Source organism: Nonomuraea glycinis, from assembly GCF_014646515.1.
In the GTDB taxonomy this organism is placed as follows: Bacteria; Actinomycetota; Actinomycetes; order Streptosporangiales; family Streptosporangiaceae; genus Nonomuraea; species Nonomuraea glycinis.
This window is the reverse complement of sequence record NZ_BMNK01000002.1, coordinates 313,934-330,611: the sequence shown is the minus strand read 5'-3', so window position 1 is coordinate 330,611 and position 16,678 is coordinate 313,934. Positions and strand designations below refer to the sequence as shown.

The following is a 16,678-nucleotide window of genomic DNA, read 5'->3' as shown; positions in this document are numbered from 1 at the left end:
CCTACAAGAACAATGGCACGAACACCCCGTCACATGATCAGTGGCGAGGTGTTTTACCTGGTGGAGCCTAGGAGATTCGAACTCCTGACTTCCTGCTTGCAAACGGGAGCCGGTCCCGCCACAGAAGACTTCTCACCCTGCATAGACAGTGGATCCGGAACGGTGACGTGTGCCTGCGTGAGCCTGCGTTGCTGTACGTGCTGCTGTACACCACCACCCGACCGAACCGGCCCGTGTCGAGGTGCACCAACGGGTGAAGGGCGGCCTTCAGGTCGGCAGTTCGCCGAGCTTGTGGGTAAGGGTGATGGAGGTGTTGTCGGCCTTGTACTGGAACACCCCGAACGATGCCTTCGCTGGGTCGCCCTTGTCGGTGAAGTCGATCGGGCCGCTGGCCCCGTCGTAGTCGATGTCCTTGCCGGAAGCCAGCAGCAGGGCGCAGGTCCTGAAGTCGGTGCACCGCTCGCCGATCCTGCTCACGTCGGCCACGGTGGCGGCGATGATCTTCGGATCGTCGCGGCCGGCGGCGACGGCGGCCAGCGCGGCGACGATCGTCGCGTCGTACGCCTCCGGCGCGTAGGTGAAGTCCGTCGGCGCGGAGCCGACCGCGAGCAACCGCTGCTGGAAGGCGGTGGCCACCTCTGCTCCCGCCTGGGTCGCCTTGGCCCCGGTGAGGGTGCCGCGGGGAAGGCCGCTGCTGGTGCTCTCGCCGGAGGACAGGTAGCCGTCCGTGAAGTACCACTTGTGCTCGTGTACGCCCAGTCCCTGCCGCACCAGCTCACGAGCGATGTCCGCGGTCTCAGTGAAGCCGACGACCACGATCGCGTCCGGGCCCGATGCGCTGATCTTCTCCACTTCTGTGGTGTAGCTCGCGTCGGTGGTGTCGTAGGTCTCGACCTGGATGTGGTCGGCGCCACGACGCTCCAGCGATCTGCGGATGTGCCTGCTCAGCCCCGTGCCGTAGGGGTCGGCCAGCGCGAGGATGCCCACCCGCCGGCCGCCGTCGGCCCGGATGAGCTCTCCCAGGACATCGCCCTGGATGGCGTCCGGTCCCGCCATGCGGAAGAACAGCCCATCATCGTCGGCGTCGGTGAGCTGGTCGGAGGTCGCGGTGGGGGAGATCTGCACGACGCCGGCGTTCTTGATCTGGCCGAGCATCGTCAGCGACATCGACGAGGTGACCGGACCGATAATGACATCGGCCCTTTCCGAGACCAGCTGGGTCAGAGCCTGACTGCCGCGGTCGTCGGAGTCGCCCGCATCGACCTCGGACCCGATCACCTTCCGGCCGAACACCCCACCGGCCGCGTTGATGTCGGCGACGGCGAGACGGACACCCGCGGCCATCGGACGGTTGAAGAACTGCAGGCCGCCGCTCTTGGGCACCAACGCCCCCAGCCGCAGCACCCCGTCACCGCCCACGACCGCCGGGGCGATCGTCGGTTGCGCGCCCCCCATCCCGCTCTGGGACAGCGGCGACAGGACCCAGGCGGCGACGGCCACACCGGTCAGCACGAGCACGCCGAACCCCTTAACTAGGCCGCCCTTCCGCCGCCAACCGGGCCGGGCGGGCACCTCGAACGGAGGGCTCGCGGGGCTCCGGATCTGTGCCCCTGACGGCCGTACCGGCCCGGATCCCGCCGCGGTCGCGGGGCCGAATGCCTCCAGTCCCCGGTACGGGGTGACCGCGCCGACTCCATCACTGTCATCGCGGTCATCGCGGTCATCGCGGTCATCGCGGTCGTCGCGGTCGTCGCGGTCGTCGGCCGGAGGCTGGTTCGCCGCGCGCAGCCGTTCGACCGCCTCGGCCGCCAAACGGCTCGTGCTGCGCGCCCCGGCCATCCCCACCAGCAAGGCCCGGTAGGCCGCATCCCAAGCCTGACGATCTCCGAGCTCGCCGGGCAGCGACCGGCCAGATTGTTCGACGCGGAGCAAACAGGTGTCGACGAACACCTCGAAATGCTCTTGGTGCGGGCACACCGGCCGAGTATTGCTGATCATCCCGTCGATGGTGCTGCGCTTCAACCGCAATGGCGCCTGTCCCGCGCGGCGCCGCGGCGTACAGCCGCTGGCGACCTCCAACTCACGGACCGACACCTCTGCGGCATCCTTCAACGCCCGCAGTCGCCGGGCGAACGCCGGTCGTAAATCCGATTCCAACCCCATCTGACCGCCTTGCCAGATCAAATCCCGCCCATTTTGCAGGTGTCCGGCGACGCCGGACACTCTCCCCACAACTCAGAGTAACGAGCGCTACCTGCGGATTCACAGTCATTGATTCAACTTCGTCCGGTCATATCGCCGGACACCCTCCCGGGAAGCGAACGTGGTGATGGCAGGCACTCCCGCACCTGGCAGCTCATCTTTCCAGGCGGCTCGGCGGCCCTTTTCTTTTCGAGAGGTTGGACGATGATCGCTCAGGCTAGGCGCCTCCTGACAGTCGCCGTAACGGCGGTGACAGCGGTCGTGGTTTCAGCGCCCGAATTCGACCTGATAACCAAACGAGAGCTCCATCGAAAGGAAGGTTCCCCGATGAGGATCCGCAGGATCGCAACGGTCGCCATGGCCGCCCTAGCTCTTGGCCTGGCACTCCCGACCGCGACGGCCGGCGCGGCCACCCTGGAGCAGAAGACGTTCATCTGGCGGGGTTACCAGTCGGCGGGATATTGCACGATCGAGCCCGGCGCGACCTGGACGCTGTATTCCAACGGCACGGCGCGCCTGGATGCCACGGTCTCCAGCCTCGACGACGACGATGCCTGGCTGATGTGGGCGCAGTTGAAGGACAGTCGCGGCCGCCTGCTCGACGACCTTCAGGTGTACGGGAGCACCAGCACCAAGTTCGTCAAGAACCTGCACAGCCGGCGCTCATACCGGTGGACCGCCAAGGGTCAGTTCGACCCCTACCTGTTCGACCTGATCAAGGGCATGTCGCTGAAGAAGCACTGCTGATCCGACCGGCCCGGTGCCTGCTCGGCTGCGCTGCACATGTGGCCTGTGTCTCCCTGCAGGCCACGTCCATCACCAAGTCATGAAAGCCCGCACCGGCTGCGGACTTCAGGAGCAGGGGTACATCATGAACCGTCGGCTCTACTTTTCGATGACGGCTACTCTCGCGCTTTCCGCAACCATGCTGCTGGTGCTTCCCGCCCACGCCGGCAGCACCACAACGGCCACCACGACATCCGCCGCGTGCATTCCCGCGTTCCAGCCCTTCGGGCTGATCGGCGAGAAGTGGCGGGCCTTGGGCGGCGAGAACAGCCTTTTCGGCTGCCCCACACGCGCCGAGTATGGCTTTACCACCAACAAGGCCCGCAGGCAGGATTTCCATAATGGCCAGATCGGCTGGTCTCCGGCTCTGGGGCCGAAAATGATGATTCGAGCGTTCAGATCTGGCGACAAGGCCGTCTTCCAGTGGGGGCCGACCGGACGAGACTGGGACTACTTCGAGGTCCGCTACTCATTCAACAACGACGAGGTCAAGAAGTACAAAGTGAAGCGCCGCGACCCATGGAACGGCGGCTTCAGCAGACCGATGAGTGGACCAGGACCAGAACACGTGGGCAGCAACGCCCCTCTCCACTATTTCTCGGTCCGGGGCTGCGATGACAGTGGACTCTTCCAGCTGGGATCCGACTGCAGCGGATGGTCGCTACCAGGGCGCTTGTGAACTCCCTCCACCCGGCGTCGGCATCACGGCGCAGGTGACTGCCCAACCCTGGGCAGTCACCTCACCACTCACCAACCGAGACTGCCTGTTACAGCATAATGTCTGCTGTACGGCCCTCAAGCTGTCGTAGCATGACAAAGCCCAGGCAGAGAGCGACTCTCTGACCTGGGCTTACACGTATGGAGCCTAGGAGATTCGAACTCCTGACTTCCTGCTAGCAAACGGGAGCCAGTCACGAGGCCGGGCGCTCTTTTGCCTGGTCAAACGGTAGGTGGTGGCTGGTGATGCGTGCTGATGCACGTCGCCGTCGCTGTACTCCGCCAAAAGAGCACCACATCAAAAGAGCTCTGGTGGAGCTGCCTGGCTGCCCATCCTGACCTGGGTAGACGCTTTGTTCCGCCGGCATCGCCAGCTTGATCACCCCGTGCATGACCTGTGCCCGTTCGGCTCCAGAGCTTGTTCGGGGTTCGGATCAGGACACGTGCGCTGATGTGGTTCACCATGGGACCATCCAGAGCACGCATCCCGGGACCCACGAGGAGACCACGATGTCGCCTGACGGCACGGTGGAAGTATTCCGCTCGACCCAGCCCGGCCAGATCAAGCGGGTCGAAATTCGTATCGTGGGCGGCAACATCAGGATTAACGCCATCGATACCGGCACGGTGAACGTCACGGCACTCGGTGATGTTGCCACGCTGGGCGCGCAGGCTACCGTCGAGGGCGATGTCCTGCGCATCACCTCGTCGTCCGCCCTACGCTATTTCCTCCAGAGGAGCCGCATCGACCTGGTCCTCGACGTGCCGGAGGACACGGGCATCTTCATCAAGGTGTTCGGCGCCGACATCGTCATCGACGGCGGCACCGGGCCGCTGGAGGTGCGCGGAGTCGCCGGCGCGATCGAAGGCACGACCCACTCCTCGGACGTCAAGGTGCGATTCATCGTCGGCGGCAACGACCTCGTCCAAGTGAGCGGAGGCGGCCGCTCCTGAGCCAGAGCGGACCACAGAGCAGGCGAATCCCTCTGATCTCAACTCCGTACAGGCCCTACAGGCTCACAAGGACCCGCGAATTGAGCCGGTCGCGTTGCGTGGTTTTGATCGACGAAAAGTCATCTTGAACCCTCGGGTAGTGGATCGTGCAGGGCCCATTTTGTGGGAACTTCAAGGCGAGCAGCAGGTCTACGCCACCGAACAGCACGCCCACCCGATCACCTGATGTTCCCGTCAGGAGTAGAGGCGGCCCGTCGTTGGAAGCGGGGTCTGGAGTCGCGGCCCTCTACTCGGCCAGATCGGCGACGCCCACGCCTTATGAGAGCGGGGCAGGCAGCAAACGGCCCACCCCTCAGACGGGCAACGGTGGGTGCAAATGGTGGTGGAGCCTAGGAGATTCGAACTCCTGACTTCCTGCTTGCAAATCGGTCTGATCTCGATGGGATACGCCGTCAACCTGGGCCAGGGGCGGACCGCGAGTGACCGCGACTGACCCCTGTTGACCACCCTTAGTGGCCCGCTAATGGCCCGGCGATCAAGCTCACGATCTGGTGCTGTGCGCGGGCCCGTCCCCTGGACCGCCCAGAGATGACCTATATCGCGTGTAGGTCAGCGATGCCCACCGTACAAAGACACGCGCTCGTCCTTCTCGTGGTCAATCTCCTCTGTCAGGAACACGTCGCGTCGCCACGGCTTGTGGGCGATGTTGACAGTCCATTGCTCGTAGTACCACTCGGTGCTGTAACCGCTGAAACGGAAGTTGGCCTGGTAACGGGCATGCTCCCCTGGCTGAAGCAAGAACACCTGGCCGGGGAAACGATTGGTGGGGTACGCGGCATGCACTAGGGTCCGAACCACTTGAACCGCTGCTCCGAACAACTTGAACCGCAGCCCATTGAGCTGCGCTGGAAGGGTGTGGCTGCCGACGACAGCGGTTGGCGCGTATTCGAACCGTTCCTCGGTGAGGAGATCGTGGACGACGAGTGGCGCGTCAGGCATTGGCGGCAGCTCGAACGCCGAGGGAATCTCGCGTCGATGCGTGGCCTCTGCGGCGCCGCGCGCTTGATTGGTCCAACGGATAAGGATCCGCTGCACGATCACCACGCTGTCCCCCTTGGGTCTGTTCAGCAAGCACGGATGCTAGCCAAACCGCATTAGCAGCTCTGATCTCACCCGTCCAGATCAGTTCCACCTGGAACGGGGCTGCACGTAGCTGGATTGCAACTAGAACTGCAACTAGGACGAGTCCGCCAGCCTACAGACTCATAATCCGTAGGTCCCCAAACGACGTCCGAAGGCTTTCGGACGCGTTCGCCACGCAGGTCGCGCACGAGTCACCTCGGGCTCCCCGGAACAGTGCCGACGGTTTTACAGGGGACCGATGATCCTGGCCTCGATGCGGCCTCAACCTCGCTGTACGCCCTCAGTCTCGCCCTTGGAGCCGCAGATCATTCCGCGCATAGTCCGGATCTTGCTACGTGCGGCCAACACGCTCCTCCCCTGTCTGATCATCCCGTCCGCCGTCGTCCCGCCCGAAGGGGAAGCGGGCCTGGGCCATGGGGTCAAGATGGAGCGCCCCACTGGACGAACGATCTTGACCCCATGGCCCAGGCCCGCTCGGCTTGTCCCGGGTCGATGGCGGACGGGATGATCAGACTTCCACCTCAACCACCTACGGCCCTGTCCCCTGGCTCGGCGATTATCCCGGAGCCGGAGACCCCCGCCGGAGGCGTGCTTCTAGATATCCAAGTACGTGAGGCACGCGATACCGACGATGACGAGGCCGATTCCCAACAAGATGATTCCGAGTACGTTGAGCGAGCCCCAGAACAGCCAGAGCCAAGCAGCTGTGGCCGCGAGCGCCAACAAAAGCCAGAGTCCGGCTCGGGCTGCTCCGCCGTAGTCACCTGAGACGATCAGTGCCAAGGCCCCGAGAAGGATGTACAGGCCGATCCCCCAGAGCAGTAGTCGCCCGAAGTCCTGGTCGGAGCCGAATATCTGCATCCGTTCCACAAGGGTTGGAACGGCGACCGTGAGTTGCGCTTGCTCGGGGTTTGAGGGAGCGTTCCCTTCGCCCCATGGGGCTTTCTCGTCCCATTTTAGGAAGGTCATCACGGCGACCATGAGAGCTGCGACGGTGGCTACTTCCGCGAGGATCGTCAACCGGCTGCGCATCCTGCCATCGTCTGTTGTTCAGAACTGTCGTGTCCAGACGGTAGGCCGGGTGCGCTGCGGTGGCGTGGCGCCAGGGTCGGCGGGTCTGATTGGTTGCGGCGAGATCTGACGCGGGCCGGCCCGAGGCGCCGCCGTCCGGGACCGGCCCCCAGGCCGCATGCCCGGGCGGCGGGCGCCAGCGGGCCGGTACGGCGGCGCGCCGCGCCGCCGCTTGATCCCTACAAGAACAACTCGGCAAGATTTCCAGGCACGCAATACTGCTTCGACGACACGTCGCGACGGTTGGCAGGATCTCTCAGGCCAGTCCCTGATCGATCAAGTGGGCGTTCACTGATCGGGCTGCTTCGGCGAGTTCGGGGAGCGTGATCACTGTGACGCCGTGGGCCGTGAGGGCTTCTGTGCCGTTGGCGTCGGTGACGAAGGTGGGAGGTTCTGTCCAGGCGATCACGACGCGGGGGATGCCTGCTTGGAGGATGAGTTGGGTGCAGGTCTTCGGGCGTGAGCGTCGTTTGTTGCAGGGTTCCAGGGTGCTGTAGAGGGTGGCCTTTGCTAGGCGGGGGTCGCCGGTGGGGAGTTTGGCCAGGGCGGACTCTTCGGCGTGGACGTGGTCGTCGGTTTCGCGGGAGTAGCCGCGGCTGAGTTCGTTGCCGTACTCGTCCACGATCACCGCGCCGACGGAGAAGGCCGTCTGCGAGGGTGGGCAGAGGCGGGACAGATCGATCGCGGTGAGCAGCCATCGGTGGTCGTCTGGAGTGGTGGTCATGAGGTGGTACTACCCGATGCCTGTTTGGGGAGGTAGCGCAGCAGTACGACGTCGTCCACGGTGCGGGCTTCGGCGAGTGTCATGCGGTGGCCGGTGCCTCCGGGGAAGTCGCCGGGGTTGACGAAGCGGGGGGCGCCTGCGTCGCCGACGAAGATGGGTGCGATGGCGAGGTGGATCTCGTCGGCGAGTCCCTGGGTGAGGAACTGGGTGTGGATGGTGCCGCCGCCTTCGACCATGAGGCGTTGGATGCCGCGCTGGCCGAGATCGTCCAGCATCCGTGCGAGGTCCGTGGTGGGGCCGAGGCCGACGATGGTGGCCAGGTCGCGCAGTGACTCGCGGAGCTTGGGGACGACCGGGTCGGGGCAGTAGACGATCTTTTCGCCGCCGTGGTGCCAGAACTTCAGGTCCGGGTCGAGGTCTCCGCTGTTGGTGACGGTGACCTTGAGCGGGTACGGGGGCAGGCCTTGGGCAGCTCGCTGGGCTCGCCGGGTTTCGGAGTTGACCAGGAGTCGGGGGTTGTCGCGGCGCATCGTGGTGGCGCCGATGAGGATGGCGTCGCTGTCGGCTCTGACCTGGTCGACGCGGTCGAAGTCGGGGGCGTTGGAGAGCAGGAGCCGTTCCGGGGTGGTGTCGTCGATGTAGCCGTCCACGGACATCGCGCAGCTCAGCAGGACGTAGGGGCGTCGCATGAGACCTTCCAGGGAACCGTGATCATGCTTGCCGCAACACCGTACCTCTCAACGCGGTGTGCAGGTCGGCAACGAGGGGTGCGCTGCGCCAGGGCTGGAGCTGCTGGTCCAGCTTGAGGAGCTCGTTGATGATGCGGGCGGATCCGGTTTCCTCGGCGATGCACAGCGCGGACATGGCGACGTTGGCGGCTTGCTCGGGCTCTCCCGCTCCCGCGTGGGCGATCGATTCCCGTGACAGGTAGACGCCGAGATCACGGCGGAAGGACGGCGGGACGGCGGCTGTCGCGTACCGGAAGCCTTCGACGGCTTCGCTAAACCTGCCGAGTTCGGCGTTGCTCCGCGCGCGCTGGGCCTCCAGGTAAGGCTCGTCCAGCCATACGCCCCATGGAGAGTGGGGGTCGTCGGAGACGTTGAGGAGAAGTTCATGGGCGCGGTCGAGTTCGCGCCTGGCGGCATCGCCGTCGTTACGCAGGGCATGCCCGTATCCGCCGTAGGTGGGGGCGAGCGCTTCGAGTTTGCTGCCTGGGCGGGCGAGGGTGCTTGCGGCCTCGGCCAGGTCGATGGCGGTGACCGCGTCTCCCATGTCGCCGGCGAGTTGACTCTTGCGCGCCAGGATGAACGTGGTCATGTCTCGATCGGCGATGGCGTGCGACAGTTCCAGCGCGCGGTCTGCCCAGTACTGGGCTGCCTGGAAGTCGCCCGCGTCGTGGTAGAGCCATCCGCAGAACTCGCAGTATTCGGCTTGCAGTCTGAGCAACCGGTGCCGGTCGGTGCCTCGCGCCGCCTGGCGGAGTTGATGTATGGCGGTGATCTGCTGCTGGACGGCGGGGATCGTGTTCAGGGGGCCGAGCAGATTGTCATTGTCGATCAGGACTTTGCGTACCTGCTGCAAGTGCTCGACGGGGCTGAGATCACCCGTGGCCGTGGCGAGTCGTCGCGCTGGTGAAACGGGAAGCGACGTGTTCTCTGACGGCATGATTCCTGCGAGGCCGACGCCCAGGCCCTGAAGGAACGTGCGGCGGGATACAGACAAGAAGATGATCCTCCCATCGGGAGCGCGGCCCGGCACGACAAGTGTCCCCTCGTCCGCAGGTGCTGACAACTGCCGCTCGAAGTCTCCTTTGTCCCGTAGCGCTGCGAGGTTAGTGCCAATATTCGCCAAAGATGAGCTATGTGGCAATTGCTCGTTTTCCGCCTTGGCGGGACCTCGCTTGACGGGGGCGAACCCCAGGTCCTCCGGGTCAAGGTGGGTGACCTCGGTCAACGCCAGCCGGTACGGCTCTCGCGGCCATGCGACCTCGCCCGCTTCCCAGCGGCGTAGGCGTTCCTCGTCGCAGGTCAGCTTGTATTTGATCCCGCTTTTGCTGAGATTGATCATTTTTGCCATTTCGGCCCGTGTCAAACGGGCCTTCTGGCGCCACTCGTGAAGGCGAACATTCATCCCCGTTCTGGGCATATCCGGCCTTCTTTCGAATGGGAGTGGCCAAAGGGGGTTACTGGGGGACCTGGAAAGGAGGTCCCCTCATTCTGCATTGCCGGTGGACTTGCCATCAATCAACAAGGTAAGTGCAGCGGACTTCCGCCGTAGGGAGTACCGGAAACGACTCGCGAGGAGATGGCGACGGTGACCCGGCCAGAGAAGAACTGCGAGACAGGCCCCTGCCCGGCGTGCCGGGGACGCGGTTACAAGCTCAAAGGCTCGTGCCGCGCCCTCCTGATCGGCACTGGCGGAGAGGGGGCGGAAGAGATCGAGGAGCGCAAGTGTCTCGACTGCCTCGGCGAAGGCCAGGCCGAAAGGAACGAGAGATGAATCCGATCATGCTGGCGGCCACGAACGGGCTCGGGCACCAGAGGGACGGGCGCGCCCTGGCCCAGTTGCGCGAGCGACTCACGAGTCTCGGCGTCGAGGCCGAGTTGCTGCCGGACAACAGTGCGCTCATCGTGCGCCGACCTGAGCCGGGGCTTCCGGTGTGGGTGTTCGTCGGGTACGGCGGTGCGTACTTCTCCTGGCAGAGCGCCGAGAGGCGGCATCCGGTCGGCGATGTGGAGGGGGCGGCAAGCGTCTTGGCGGAGTGCGCCGCCAAGTAAGAGGCCGGCGCGGCGAGGTGGCGCCAGTCCCCGTTCGGAGGGGTACGGGGCGGTCCTTCCCAGCCTCGTCGCGTCTCATCGCCCGGCAGGTGGCCGAGTCCATGCCCACGGAGGGTCGCCCCCGTTCCTCCGCGACTGCCTGCCGGGCCTTCTTCCCGCACGTCAGCGGAATGCTTGGACGGAGCGGGCTGATCCAGGTTACGCTCAAACTTGGTAAAACAACCTGTCGGGTGTTGGACGGTCAAAATGTCGCTTGAGTCCGTACCGCCGAAGTATGCGCAGCTTGTGCAGGCCCTTCAGCGGCGTATCGAGGCGGGAACGTACCCACCGGGCTCCCTCCTGCCCAGTGAACACCAACTCATCAAAGAGTTCAGTGTGTCCCGGCCTACCGTGGTCGCCGCGCTGCGGGTGCTGCGTGAGCAGGGCTGGATCGATTCCCAGCAGGGCAAGGGCCGTTTTGTACGTGGCCGTCCCGCGATGGCGTCGATGGAGTCCAACCGGCCCGGACAGGCGTACCTGACCGACCCGGAGACCGATACTCCCGGCGAGCTGGTGGAGGCGGGCGCGGTGACGCCGTCCAACCGGGTGGCGTCGCTGTTGGAGATGCCGCCCAAAGGCAGGGCGTTCCTGCGTCGGCGGCTGGTGGCCGGTGACGGTGAGCCGACTGAGCTGGTGTCGTTGTGGTTGCCCTTGGAGCTGTCGGAGGGCACCGATCTGACCAGTGGTGAGCCGTTGCGGGAGGGCGTCCGGGAGCATCTGACGTCGCGCAAGGGGGTGCGCTTCGATCACATCGTGGAGCAGATCACCGCGCGCATGCCCACCGCCCAGGAGGCCAAGCAGCTCGGCATGCCGAAGAACGTGCCGCTCCTGGCCGTGTTCGGGGCAGTGCGTGATGCGTCAGGGCACCCATTGGCCGTTGTGGAGGTGCTTCTCCCGGCCGACCGGCACGAGCTAGAAGACGCCTATCCGATCGCATAGAGCCATCTGAGCCTGGATGCGGTCTGCGGCTAGAAGCAGCGCCAATCTCCGTCCCAGTCATGAGAATCGTACGCTTCGACGATTACTTGGCGACCGCCGGCGGAGTCCTCGTCTGAAAAGTACAGAGTGATCATCGCTTCCTCCTCGGCTCCAGGGATCGACGCGCTGTCATAGTGGCGGCGGATCTCCTGCGGAGTAAGAGCAGTCTGCAACGTGATCCGAACCCGGTAGTCGCAGTAGCTTCCGCTCCCCATGGACAGGTTCTTGTCGAAGATCGCATCACCATCCATCGGGAAGAGGTTGCGGGTGCTCGGTGGGAGCGGGTAGTCGAGTACGCGCTCGTAAAAGGCATCAAGCCGAGCGTTGTCGCGCAGTTGGGGCTTCACGATCAGGAAGAACAGGCCAGCCAGCGCGGTGATCACGGCTGCGACCACACACCCCCACAAGATTCGCACCAGAACCTCCCATGATGTGGAGCCGTCGACCTGCACGCCTGTGTATCGCAACGGTGACACGGCTGTCATTCCAGCTTAGACACTTGACCTACCAAGCTACGCAGCGTTATCGTCCAACTACTTGATAGGTCGAGTGCCTGTCATCCAAGAGAGGAAAGCTGTTATGGCTCTGCAAGGTCCCATCCCCGTTACCTTCGCCATGGTCTTCCCGCACGGCTGCTACGTCGTCGGTCAGGTCGAGCCGGTCAAGGACTTCGACGCCTCGACCAACGGCCGCTTCGTGCAGTCCCGCGACAAGCAGACGAGTGAGCTGGTCTGGCAGGTCGCGGTCCTGGACGGTGACCCGGCCCTCAAGCCCGCGCAGAAGACGGTGGCGGTCAAGATCCTCGCGCCGGTCCAGCCGGTGCCGCCGTCCCCGATGCCGGGGCTTCCGTTCACGCCCGTCGAGTTCGACGGCATCTCGGTCACGCCGTACGTCAACGGCAACGGCCGCCTCGCCTACTCCATCAAGGTGCGGGAGATGCGCGCTCCCCACCAGACCACCGCCCCGGCCAAGGCCGGAAAGGACGCCGCCTGATGACCCGTCGCCGTACCCCGCGCAACAGCGTGATCCGGCTAACCACCGGCCACGCCGCCCGCACCCTCAACCACCCGTTCGCCCGCCGTGAGCCCGTCCTGGCGCTCGACTTCGGCGCCACCTCCGTCCTGGTCACCACCGGTGGCCCCGTGACGGTGGAGGACCTGGAGTTCGCCCGCCAGCTCGCCCGCGAGGCCCACCGCTTCGCCCGCTCCCTGGAGCGCAGCTTCTACGGCCTGCCCGACGGTCACGGGGTGGCGGCATGAGCGAGCACCGGCCCTACACCTACGTCACCCTGTCCATGCGCCCCGACGCCGACCCGCACGTCAGCATCTCCTTCCACACCCCGCGCCTGAAGGTCAGCGCCGGACTGCTGGTCAGCACTCCGCGCCCGTACCTGGAGTTCAGCTCCCAGGAGGCCGACGTGCACGTCTCCACCACCGGAGCCGGGCCGGTCACCGACGCGGACCTGGCCGTCGCCCGCGAGATCTTCAACGCCGCCGCTCGCTACCTGGCCGACTGCGAGTGCCTGCACGCCGAACAACCGGCCAAAGACGCCACCGACACGGCGGCCTGACGCATGAGGCGGGGCCGCTGGAAGCTGCAACTTCCGGCGGCCCCTCGGTTCTCCCACGACTCACTCCATCACGAGAGGTTCCCAGCTTATGTTCAAGCGGCTACCTGGCGACGAGGCGCGCAACCTCGTCTCCACCACGCCCGACACGGCCGTCGTCTTCCGCCCGGCCGTCGTCAAGACTCCCGCAATCCTCACCATCGTCATCCTGGCCTGGCGCATGCTCGCCGGGCTCGTCCGTACGATCTGGCGCCACCCCATCGCGGTCACCATCCCGGTCGCTCTCGGCGCTACTTGGTACGTCTATGGCTGGCCCATGGCCGCATCGCTGCTCGGCACGGTCATCCTGACCCTCGCCTCATGGGCGTACATCGACCGGGCGTCTTTCAACCGCCTGATCGGTTACCGGCTGCTGGCCTGGTGGCAGCTCACCCGGATCTACCGGCGACACTGGCAACCCGTCCTGATCGTCTCCGGTCTCGGCCGTCACATCCGGGGCCGTGACTATCTGCCCCGGCTCGGCAAGGTCACCTGCACATCCTGGGCCGACCAGGTCACCGTCCGCATGCTCAAAGGCCAACCGGTCAAGGACTGGACCGACCGCACCGACCACCTCGCCCAAGGCTTCGGCGCCGCATCCTGCCGGGTGACGCTGACCCAGGCCGGACACCTGACGCTGACCTTCCCGCGTAGCGATCCACTCTCTGAGCCCCTACCGGCCCTGCCCATCCCCATCGAACCGACCGTGGGACCGGTCGAGATCGGCACCCGAGAAGACGGGCGACCGTGGCGGCTCAAAGTGCACGGGACACACGTTCTCGTCGCGGGCGCGACCGGGGCCGGCAAGGGGTCGATCATCTGGTCCGTCATCCGCTCCCTACTTCCCGCCGCCAGTGGGGGTCTGGTCGAGTTGTGGGCGCTGGACCCGAAACTGATGGAGCTGTCCTACGGCCGCGCCCTGTTCGGCACGCGGTACGCGGCCACGCCTGAGGAGTGTGCCGACCTGTTGGACGAGGCCGTCGCCGTCATGCAGAAGCGAGCCGCCCGTTTCGCCGGGCTCCAGCGCTCCCACACGCCCACGGTCGATGATCCGTTCATCCTGGTCGTGGTCGACGAGGTGGCGTTCCTGACCGCCTATCAGTCCGATCGGCAGCTACGGCAACGCATCTCCTGCGCCCTCGCCACGCTCACCACCCAAGGCCGCGCGGTCGGCGTCGGCGTCCTGGCCGCACTCCAGGACCCGCGCAAAGAGGTCATGAACATCCGCAACCTGTTCCCCGACAAGATCGCCCTCCGCCTGGACGAGTCCGAACAGGTCGACATGGTCCTCGGCGACGGCGCACGCGACCGGGGAGCGCTGGCCGACCGCATCTCACCCGTCCCCCAACGAGGCGCGGGCGTCGGTTACGTCCGGCTGGAGGCAAGTCCCGAACCTATTCGGGTTCGCGCCGCCTACGTCTCCGACACCGACATTCACGCCATGGTCAACGCCTACACCCCGTACGGGAGCGCCGCATGAGGATCTGCGCCGACCTGGGGGTGAGTTCTGATGCGTGAGCTGCTGGAAGAGCTGCGCTGCGCCACCTGCCACACCGTGAACGCTCTCTGGCTCGACCCGGTCCGCGCCCTGGTCGAGTGCCGCGCCTGCGGCCAGATCGCGCTCATCGTCCTTGACGTCAACGAAGGGAGGTTCACATGACCCATGCGCACGACCGTGCACTTCCCCGGGCCGTCCGCCAAGCCATGCCGATGGCCCGGGACGTGCTCGAAGAGGTCGCCAAGCTCCACGGCGTCTGCATCCGGCCCATCCCGCTGCGGCGACTCGACACCGTCACCGGTACCTCCGAGATCATCGACGTGCCATGCGGTTCCACCCTGGACAGCAAGTGCCCTCCCTGCGCCAAGCGCAACCGGCAGCTCCGCATGGCCCAGTGCCGCGAGGGCTGGCACCTCGACACCGAACCGGCCATCACCCCGGACGAGGCCAGCGAGGAACAGCGCCGATTGGTCGAGTTCCGCGCCGACATGCAGGCCAAGCGTGATGCCGCCGAGCAGGCCGGCGACGGCGCCACTGACCTGGACGCCGTTCTCGCGAGCCTGGACGAGGAGATCAACGCGGCTGGGATGCGGGGCAGCGTCACCGGATCCGCGGTGCCCAAGCGCACCCGATCGACCCGGCGTCGGCAGGACGCTCCGGACCTGCCCAAGCGGAAGATGGCGGCCACCACTCTTGGACGCACCTTCACCGGCTCCGATGGCAAGGTCTATCGGCCGTCGCTGTTCGTCACGCTCACCCTGCCCAGCTATGGCAAGGTCCGTGACGGCGCACCCGTCGATCCGAACACCTATGACTACCGGCGCGCGGCTCGGGACGCGCTGCACTTCTCCAAGCTCGTCGATCGATTCGTGCAGAACCTGCGCCGGGTCGCGGGCTATGACGTGCAGTACTTCGCCGCACCACAGCGATCGGGCTGCGCTCATTTACCAGCACGCGACCAAGGACGCTGACCAGCGGATCGCGGATGCGCTCAGCGCTCGTGTGGAGGCCGAGAGAAAGAGGCTGGACCAGGATGGCTAATGGCCCGTTAATGGCCCGAACACCCCGTCACAAGATCAGTGGCGGGGTGTTCTACCTGGTGGAGCCTAGGAGATTCGAACTCCTGACTTCCTGCTTGCAAAGCAGGCGCTCTGCCAACTGAGCTAAGGCCCCTTCGAGACGAAGATAGCTTACCCGTCCTCCGCAGGCATCCGTGTCGTTCCTGTTCGCTCGCTGAGGATCAGCTCAGGGAGGTTGGCGATCGAGTCGATGATGTGGGTCGCGCCTCCCTGGAGGAGGCGCTCGCGGCTGTGCACGCCGGTCATCACCCCCGCGACGATCGCGGCGCCGGCGCTGCGGCCGCAGCGCATGTCGCTCTCGGCGTCGCCCACCACCGCCACCCGCCGGACATCGTCGATCGCGAGACGGAGCACGGCGTGCAGCACCATGTCGGGCCAGGGGCGGCCACGGCCGCCCGCGTCTTCGGGGCAGATGGCCAGGTCGATCTGGTCGTGCCAGGCGAGAACGCTGAGGACGCGGCTCAGGGTGGTGCGGCTGAAGCCGGTGATCAAGGCGAGGTGGATGCCGGAGCCGCGGAGTTTGTCGAAGACTTCGAGGACTCCGGGCATGGCTACGAGGCCCGTCCGCTCCAGCAGACCCTCGTAGGAGCGTTCGAAGGTCAGGTTGGCCGCCTGGGCCTGGGCTTCGTCCTCGGGGAAGATGCCGCGGAACACGTCGATGGTGGGGAGGCCCCGGGACCGGTGCACGTGAACCATGGCTCGTGCGTACGCTCCGGTCCCGGGAACTATGCCCTGGGTGGCGATCGCCTCGGCGAAAGCGCGCTCGACCATGGCGATGTCACCGACCGTCGTGCCTGCCAGGTCCAGGCACACCAGCTTGATGGGGACGACGTCACTCATCGCCTCGCCGGTCGGTTAGTTCTCGCTACCGGTTGCCTCGGTCCAGAGATCGAGCTCGGCGCGGTCGGCCTGTACCTTACGCCAGACCAGCAACCCCCCGAGGGCGACCAGCGCCAGAACGAGCAGCTTCTTCACGGTGTGACCCCACTTCTTCGACGGTCTCACCTGCCGGGGTGAGACCCAACGGTTGACAAGCAGCCTAGCAAGGGATGGCTGCGGTCCTGGTGTTTGCCAGAACCAGATGTACGGATTGTTCGAGAACGG

At 65.7% G+C, this 16,678-nt stretch carries 22 protein-coding genes and 1 tRNA gene; 12 read left to right on the top strand and 11 right to left on the bottom strand.

The window, feature by feature from the left end; genetic code table 11:
• Positions 1-267: 267 nt before the first annotated feature.
• Positions 268-1,998, bottom strand: coding sequence for an ABC transporter substrate-binding protein (locus IEY87_RS06750; protein ID WP_189137614.1), 1,731 nt, complete (start codon positions 1,996-1,998; stop codon positions 268-270).
• A 7-nt stretch (positions 1,999-2,005) separates the two neighbouring features.
• Here IEY87_RS06750 and IEY87_RS06745 point away from each other — a divergent pair, with 7 nt between their 5' ends.
• The 4 genes from IEY87_RS06745 to IEY87_RS06730 all read left to right on the top strand — a co-directional run bounded on the left by IEY87_RS06745 (position 2,006) and on the right by IEY87_RS06730 (position 4,659).
• Positions 2,006-2,167 (top strand): hypothetical protein, encoded by a 162-nt coding sequence (locus IEY87_RS06745; RefSeq protein WP_189137613.1) that lies wholly within the window; start codon positions 2,006-2,008, stop codon positions 2,165-2,167.
• A gap of 362 nt (positions 2,168-2,529) precedes the next feature.
• Positions 2,530-2,949, top strand: a complete 420-nt coding sequence (locus tag IEY87_RS06740) for a DUF6294 family protein (RefSeq protein ID WP_189137612.1) — start codon at positions 2,530-2,532, stop codon at positions 2,947-2,949.
• A gap of 79 nt (positions 2,950-3,028) precedes the next feature.
• Positions 3,029-3,667 (top strand): LGFP repeat-containing protein, encoded by a 639-nt coding sequence (locus IEY87_RS06735; protein WP_189137611.1) that lies wholly within the window; start codon positions 3,029-3,031, stop codon positions 3,665-3,667.
• Positions 3,668-4,215: 548 nt separating this feature from the next.
• A complete protein-coding gene (locus IEY87_RS06730) occupies positions 4,216-4,659 on the top strand; it encodes a hypothetical protein (RefSeq protein ID WP_189137610.1) in 444 nt (147 codons plus the stop codon).
• A gap of 55 nt (positions 4,660-4,714) precedes the next feature.
• Here IEY87_RS06730 and IEY87_RS06725 read toward each other — a convergent pair whose 3' ends face one another.
• The 6 genes from IEY87_RS06725 to IEY87_RS06700 all read right to left on the bottom strand — a co-directional run bounded on the left by IEY87_RS06725 (position 4,715) and on the right by IEY87_RS06700 (position 9,742).
• Complete coding sequence (locus IEY87_RS06725; RefSeq protein WP_189137609.1) at positions 4,715-4,873, bottom strand: hypothetical protein; 159 nt, start codon at positions 4,871-4,873, stop codon at positions 4,715-4,717.
• 395 nt (positions 4,874-5,268) lie between these two features.
• On the bottom strand, positions 5,269-5,763 hold the full coding sequence (locus IEY87_RS06720; RefSeq protein ID WP_189137608.1) for a hypothetical protein: 495 nt from the start codon (positions 5,761-5,763) through the stop codon (positions 5,269-5,271).
• A gap of 633 nt (positions 5,764-6,396) precedes the next feature.
• Positions 6,397-6,834, bottom strand: a complete 438-nt coding sequence (locus IEY87_RS06715; protein WP_189137607.1) for a hypothetical protein — start codon at positions 6,832-6,834, stop codon at positions 6,397-6,399.
• Positions 6,835-7,129: 295 nt separating this feature from the next.
• Positions 7,130-7,597, bottom strand: a complete 468-nt coding sequence (locus tag IEY87_RS06710; protein WP_189137606.1) for a cytidine/deoxycytidylate deaminase family protein — start codon at positions 7,595-7,597, stop codon at positions 7,130-7,132.
• The gene (locus IEY87_RS06705; RefSeq protein ID WP_189137605.1) at positions 7,594-8,286 is read right to left on the bottom strand and encodes a RibD family protein; all 693 of its coding nucleotides are present in this window, start codon (positions 8,284-8,286) and stop codon (positions 7,594-7,596) included. Before IEY87_RS06705 ends, IEY87_RS06710 begins: the two co-directional genes overlap by 4 nt.
• 22 nt (positions 8,287-8,308) lie before the next feature.
• Positions 8,309-9,742 (bottom strand): helix-turn-helix domain-containing protein, encoded by a 1,434-nt coding sequence (locus IEY87_RS06700; protein ID WP_225277136.1) that lies wholly within the window; start codon positions 9,740-9,742, stop codon positions 8,309-8,311.
• Positions 9,743-10,092: 350 nt separating this feature from the next.
• On the opposite strand from IEY87_RS06700, the gene IEY87_RS06695 reads away from it, so the two are divergent.
• Positions 10,093-10,374 carry a hypothetical protein gene (locus IEY87_RS06695; RefSeq protein WP_189137603.1) on the top strand — a complete coding sequence of 94 codons (282 nt, stop codon included), beginning with the start codon at positions 10,093-10,095 and terminating at the stop codon, positions 10,372-10,374.
• Between the two features lie 246 nt (positions 10,375-10,620).
• Positions 10,621-11,352: a GntR family transcriptional regulator gene (locus IEY87_RS06690; protein ID WP_189137602.1), complete on the top strand. Its 732-nt coding sequence runs from the start codon at positions 10,621-10,623 to the stop codon at positions 11,350-11,352.
• A 29-nt stretch (positions 11,353-11,381) separates the two neighbouring features.
• Here the strand turns inward: IEY87_RS06690 and IEY87_RS06685 are convergent, their stop codons facing one another.
• The gene (locus IEY87_RS06685; RefSeq protein WP_189137601.1) at positions 11,382-11,774 is read right to left on the bottom strand and encodes a hypothetical protein; all 393 of its coding nucleotides are present in this window, start codon (positions 11,772-11,774) and stop codon (positions 11,382-11,384) included.
• Positions 11,775-11,970: 196 nt separating this feature from the next.
• Between IEY87_RS06685 and IEY87_RS06680 the strand changes: the two genes are divergently transcribed.
• The 6 genes from IEY87_RS06680 to IEY87_RS06655 all read left to right on the top strand — a co-directional run bounded on the left by IEY87_RS06680 (position 11,971) and on the right by IEY87_RS06655 (position 15,466).
• Positions 11,971-12,384, top strand: a complete 414-nt coding sequence (locus IEY87_RS06680; protein ID WP_189137600.1) for a plasmid replication, integration and excision activator — start codon at positions 11,971-11,973, stop codon at positions 12,382-12,384.
• The gene (locus IEY87_RS06675; RefSeq protein ID WP_189137599.1) at positions 12,384-12,650 is read left to right on the top strand and encodes a hypothetical protein; all 267 of its coding nucleotides are present in this window, start codon (positions 12,384-12,386) and stop codon (positions 12,648-12,650) included. Before IEY87_RS06680 ends, IEY87_RS06675 begins: the two co-directional genes overlap by 1 nt.
• Entirely contained in the window at positions 12,647-12,961 is a 315-nt protein-coding gene (locus tag IEY87_RS06670; protein ID WP_189137598.1) for a hypothetical protein, read from the top strand. The genes IEY87_RS06675 and IEY87_RS06670 overlap by 4 nt, the downstream gene beginning before the upstream one ends.
• An 88-nt stretch (positions 12,962-13,049) precedes the next feature.
• Positions 13,050-14,477, top strand: coding sequence for an FtsK/SpoIIIE domain-containing protein (locus IEY87_RS06665; protein WP_189137597.1), 1,428 nt, complete (start codon positions 13,050-13,052; stop codon positions 14,475-14,477).
• 30 nt (positions 14,478-14,507) lie between these two features.
• Positions 14,508-14,657, top strand: a complete 150-nt coding sequence (locus IEY87_RS06660; protein ID WP_189137596.1) for a hypothetical protein — start codon at positions 14,508-14,510, stop codon at positions 14,655-14,657.
• On the top strand, positions 14,654-15,466 hold the full coding sequence (locus IEY87_RS06655) for a replication initiator (RefSeq protein ID WP_308112938.1): 813 nt from the start codon (positions 14,654-14,656) through the stop codon (positions 15,464-15,466). The genes IEY87_RS06660 and IEY87_RS06655 overlap by 4 nt, the downstream gene beginning before the upstream one ends.
• A gap of 126 nt (positions 15,467-15,592) precedes the next feature.
• On the opposite strand, the gene IEY87_RS06650 is transcribed toward IEY87_RS06655, so the two are convergent.
• From IEY87_RS06650 to IEY87_RS45540, 3 genes are all read right to left on the bottom strand, one after another.
• Positions 15,593-15,668, bottom strand: a tRNA-Ala gene (locus IEY87_RS06650).
• Between the two features lie 17 nt (positions 15,669-15,685).
• Positions 15,686-16,414: an HAD family hydrolase gene (locus IEY87_RS06645; protein WP_189137595.1), complete on the bottom strand. Its 729-nt coding sequence runs from the start codon at positions 16,412-16,414 to the stop codon at positions 15,686-15,688.
• Between the two features lie 15 nt (positions 16,415-16,429).
• Positions 16,430-16,549, bottom strand: coding sequence for a DLW-39 family protein (locus tag IEY87_RS45540; RefSeq protein ID WP_211264163.1), 120 nt, complete (start codon positions 16,547-16,549; stop codon positions 16,430-16,432).
• Positions 16,550-16,678 lie beyond the last annotated feature (129 nt).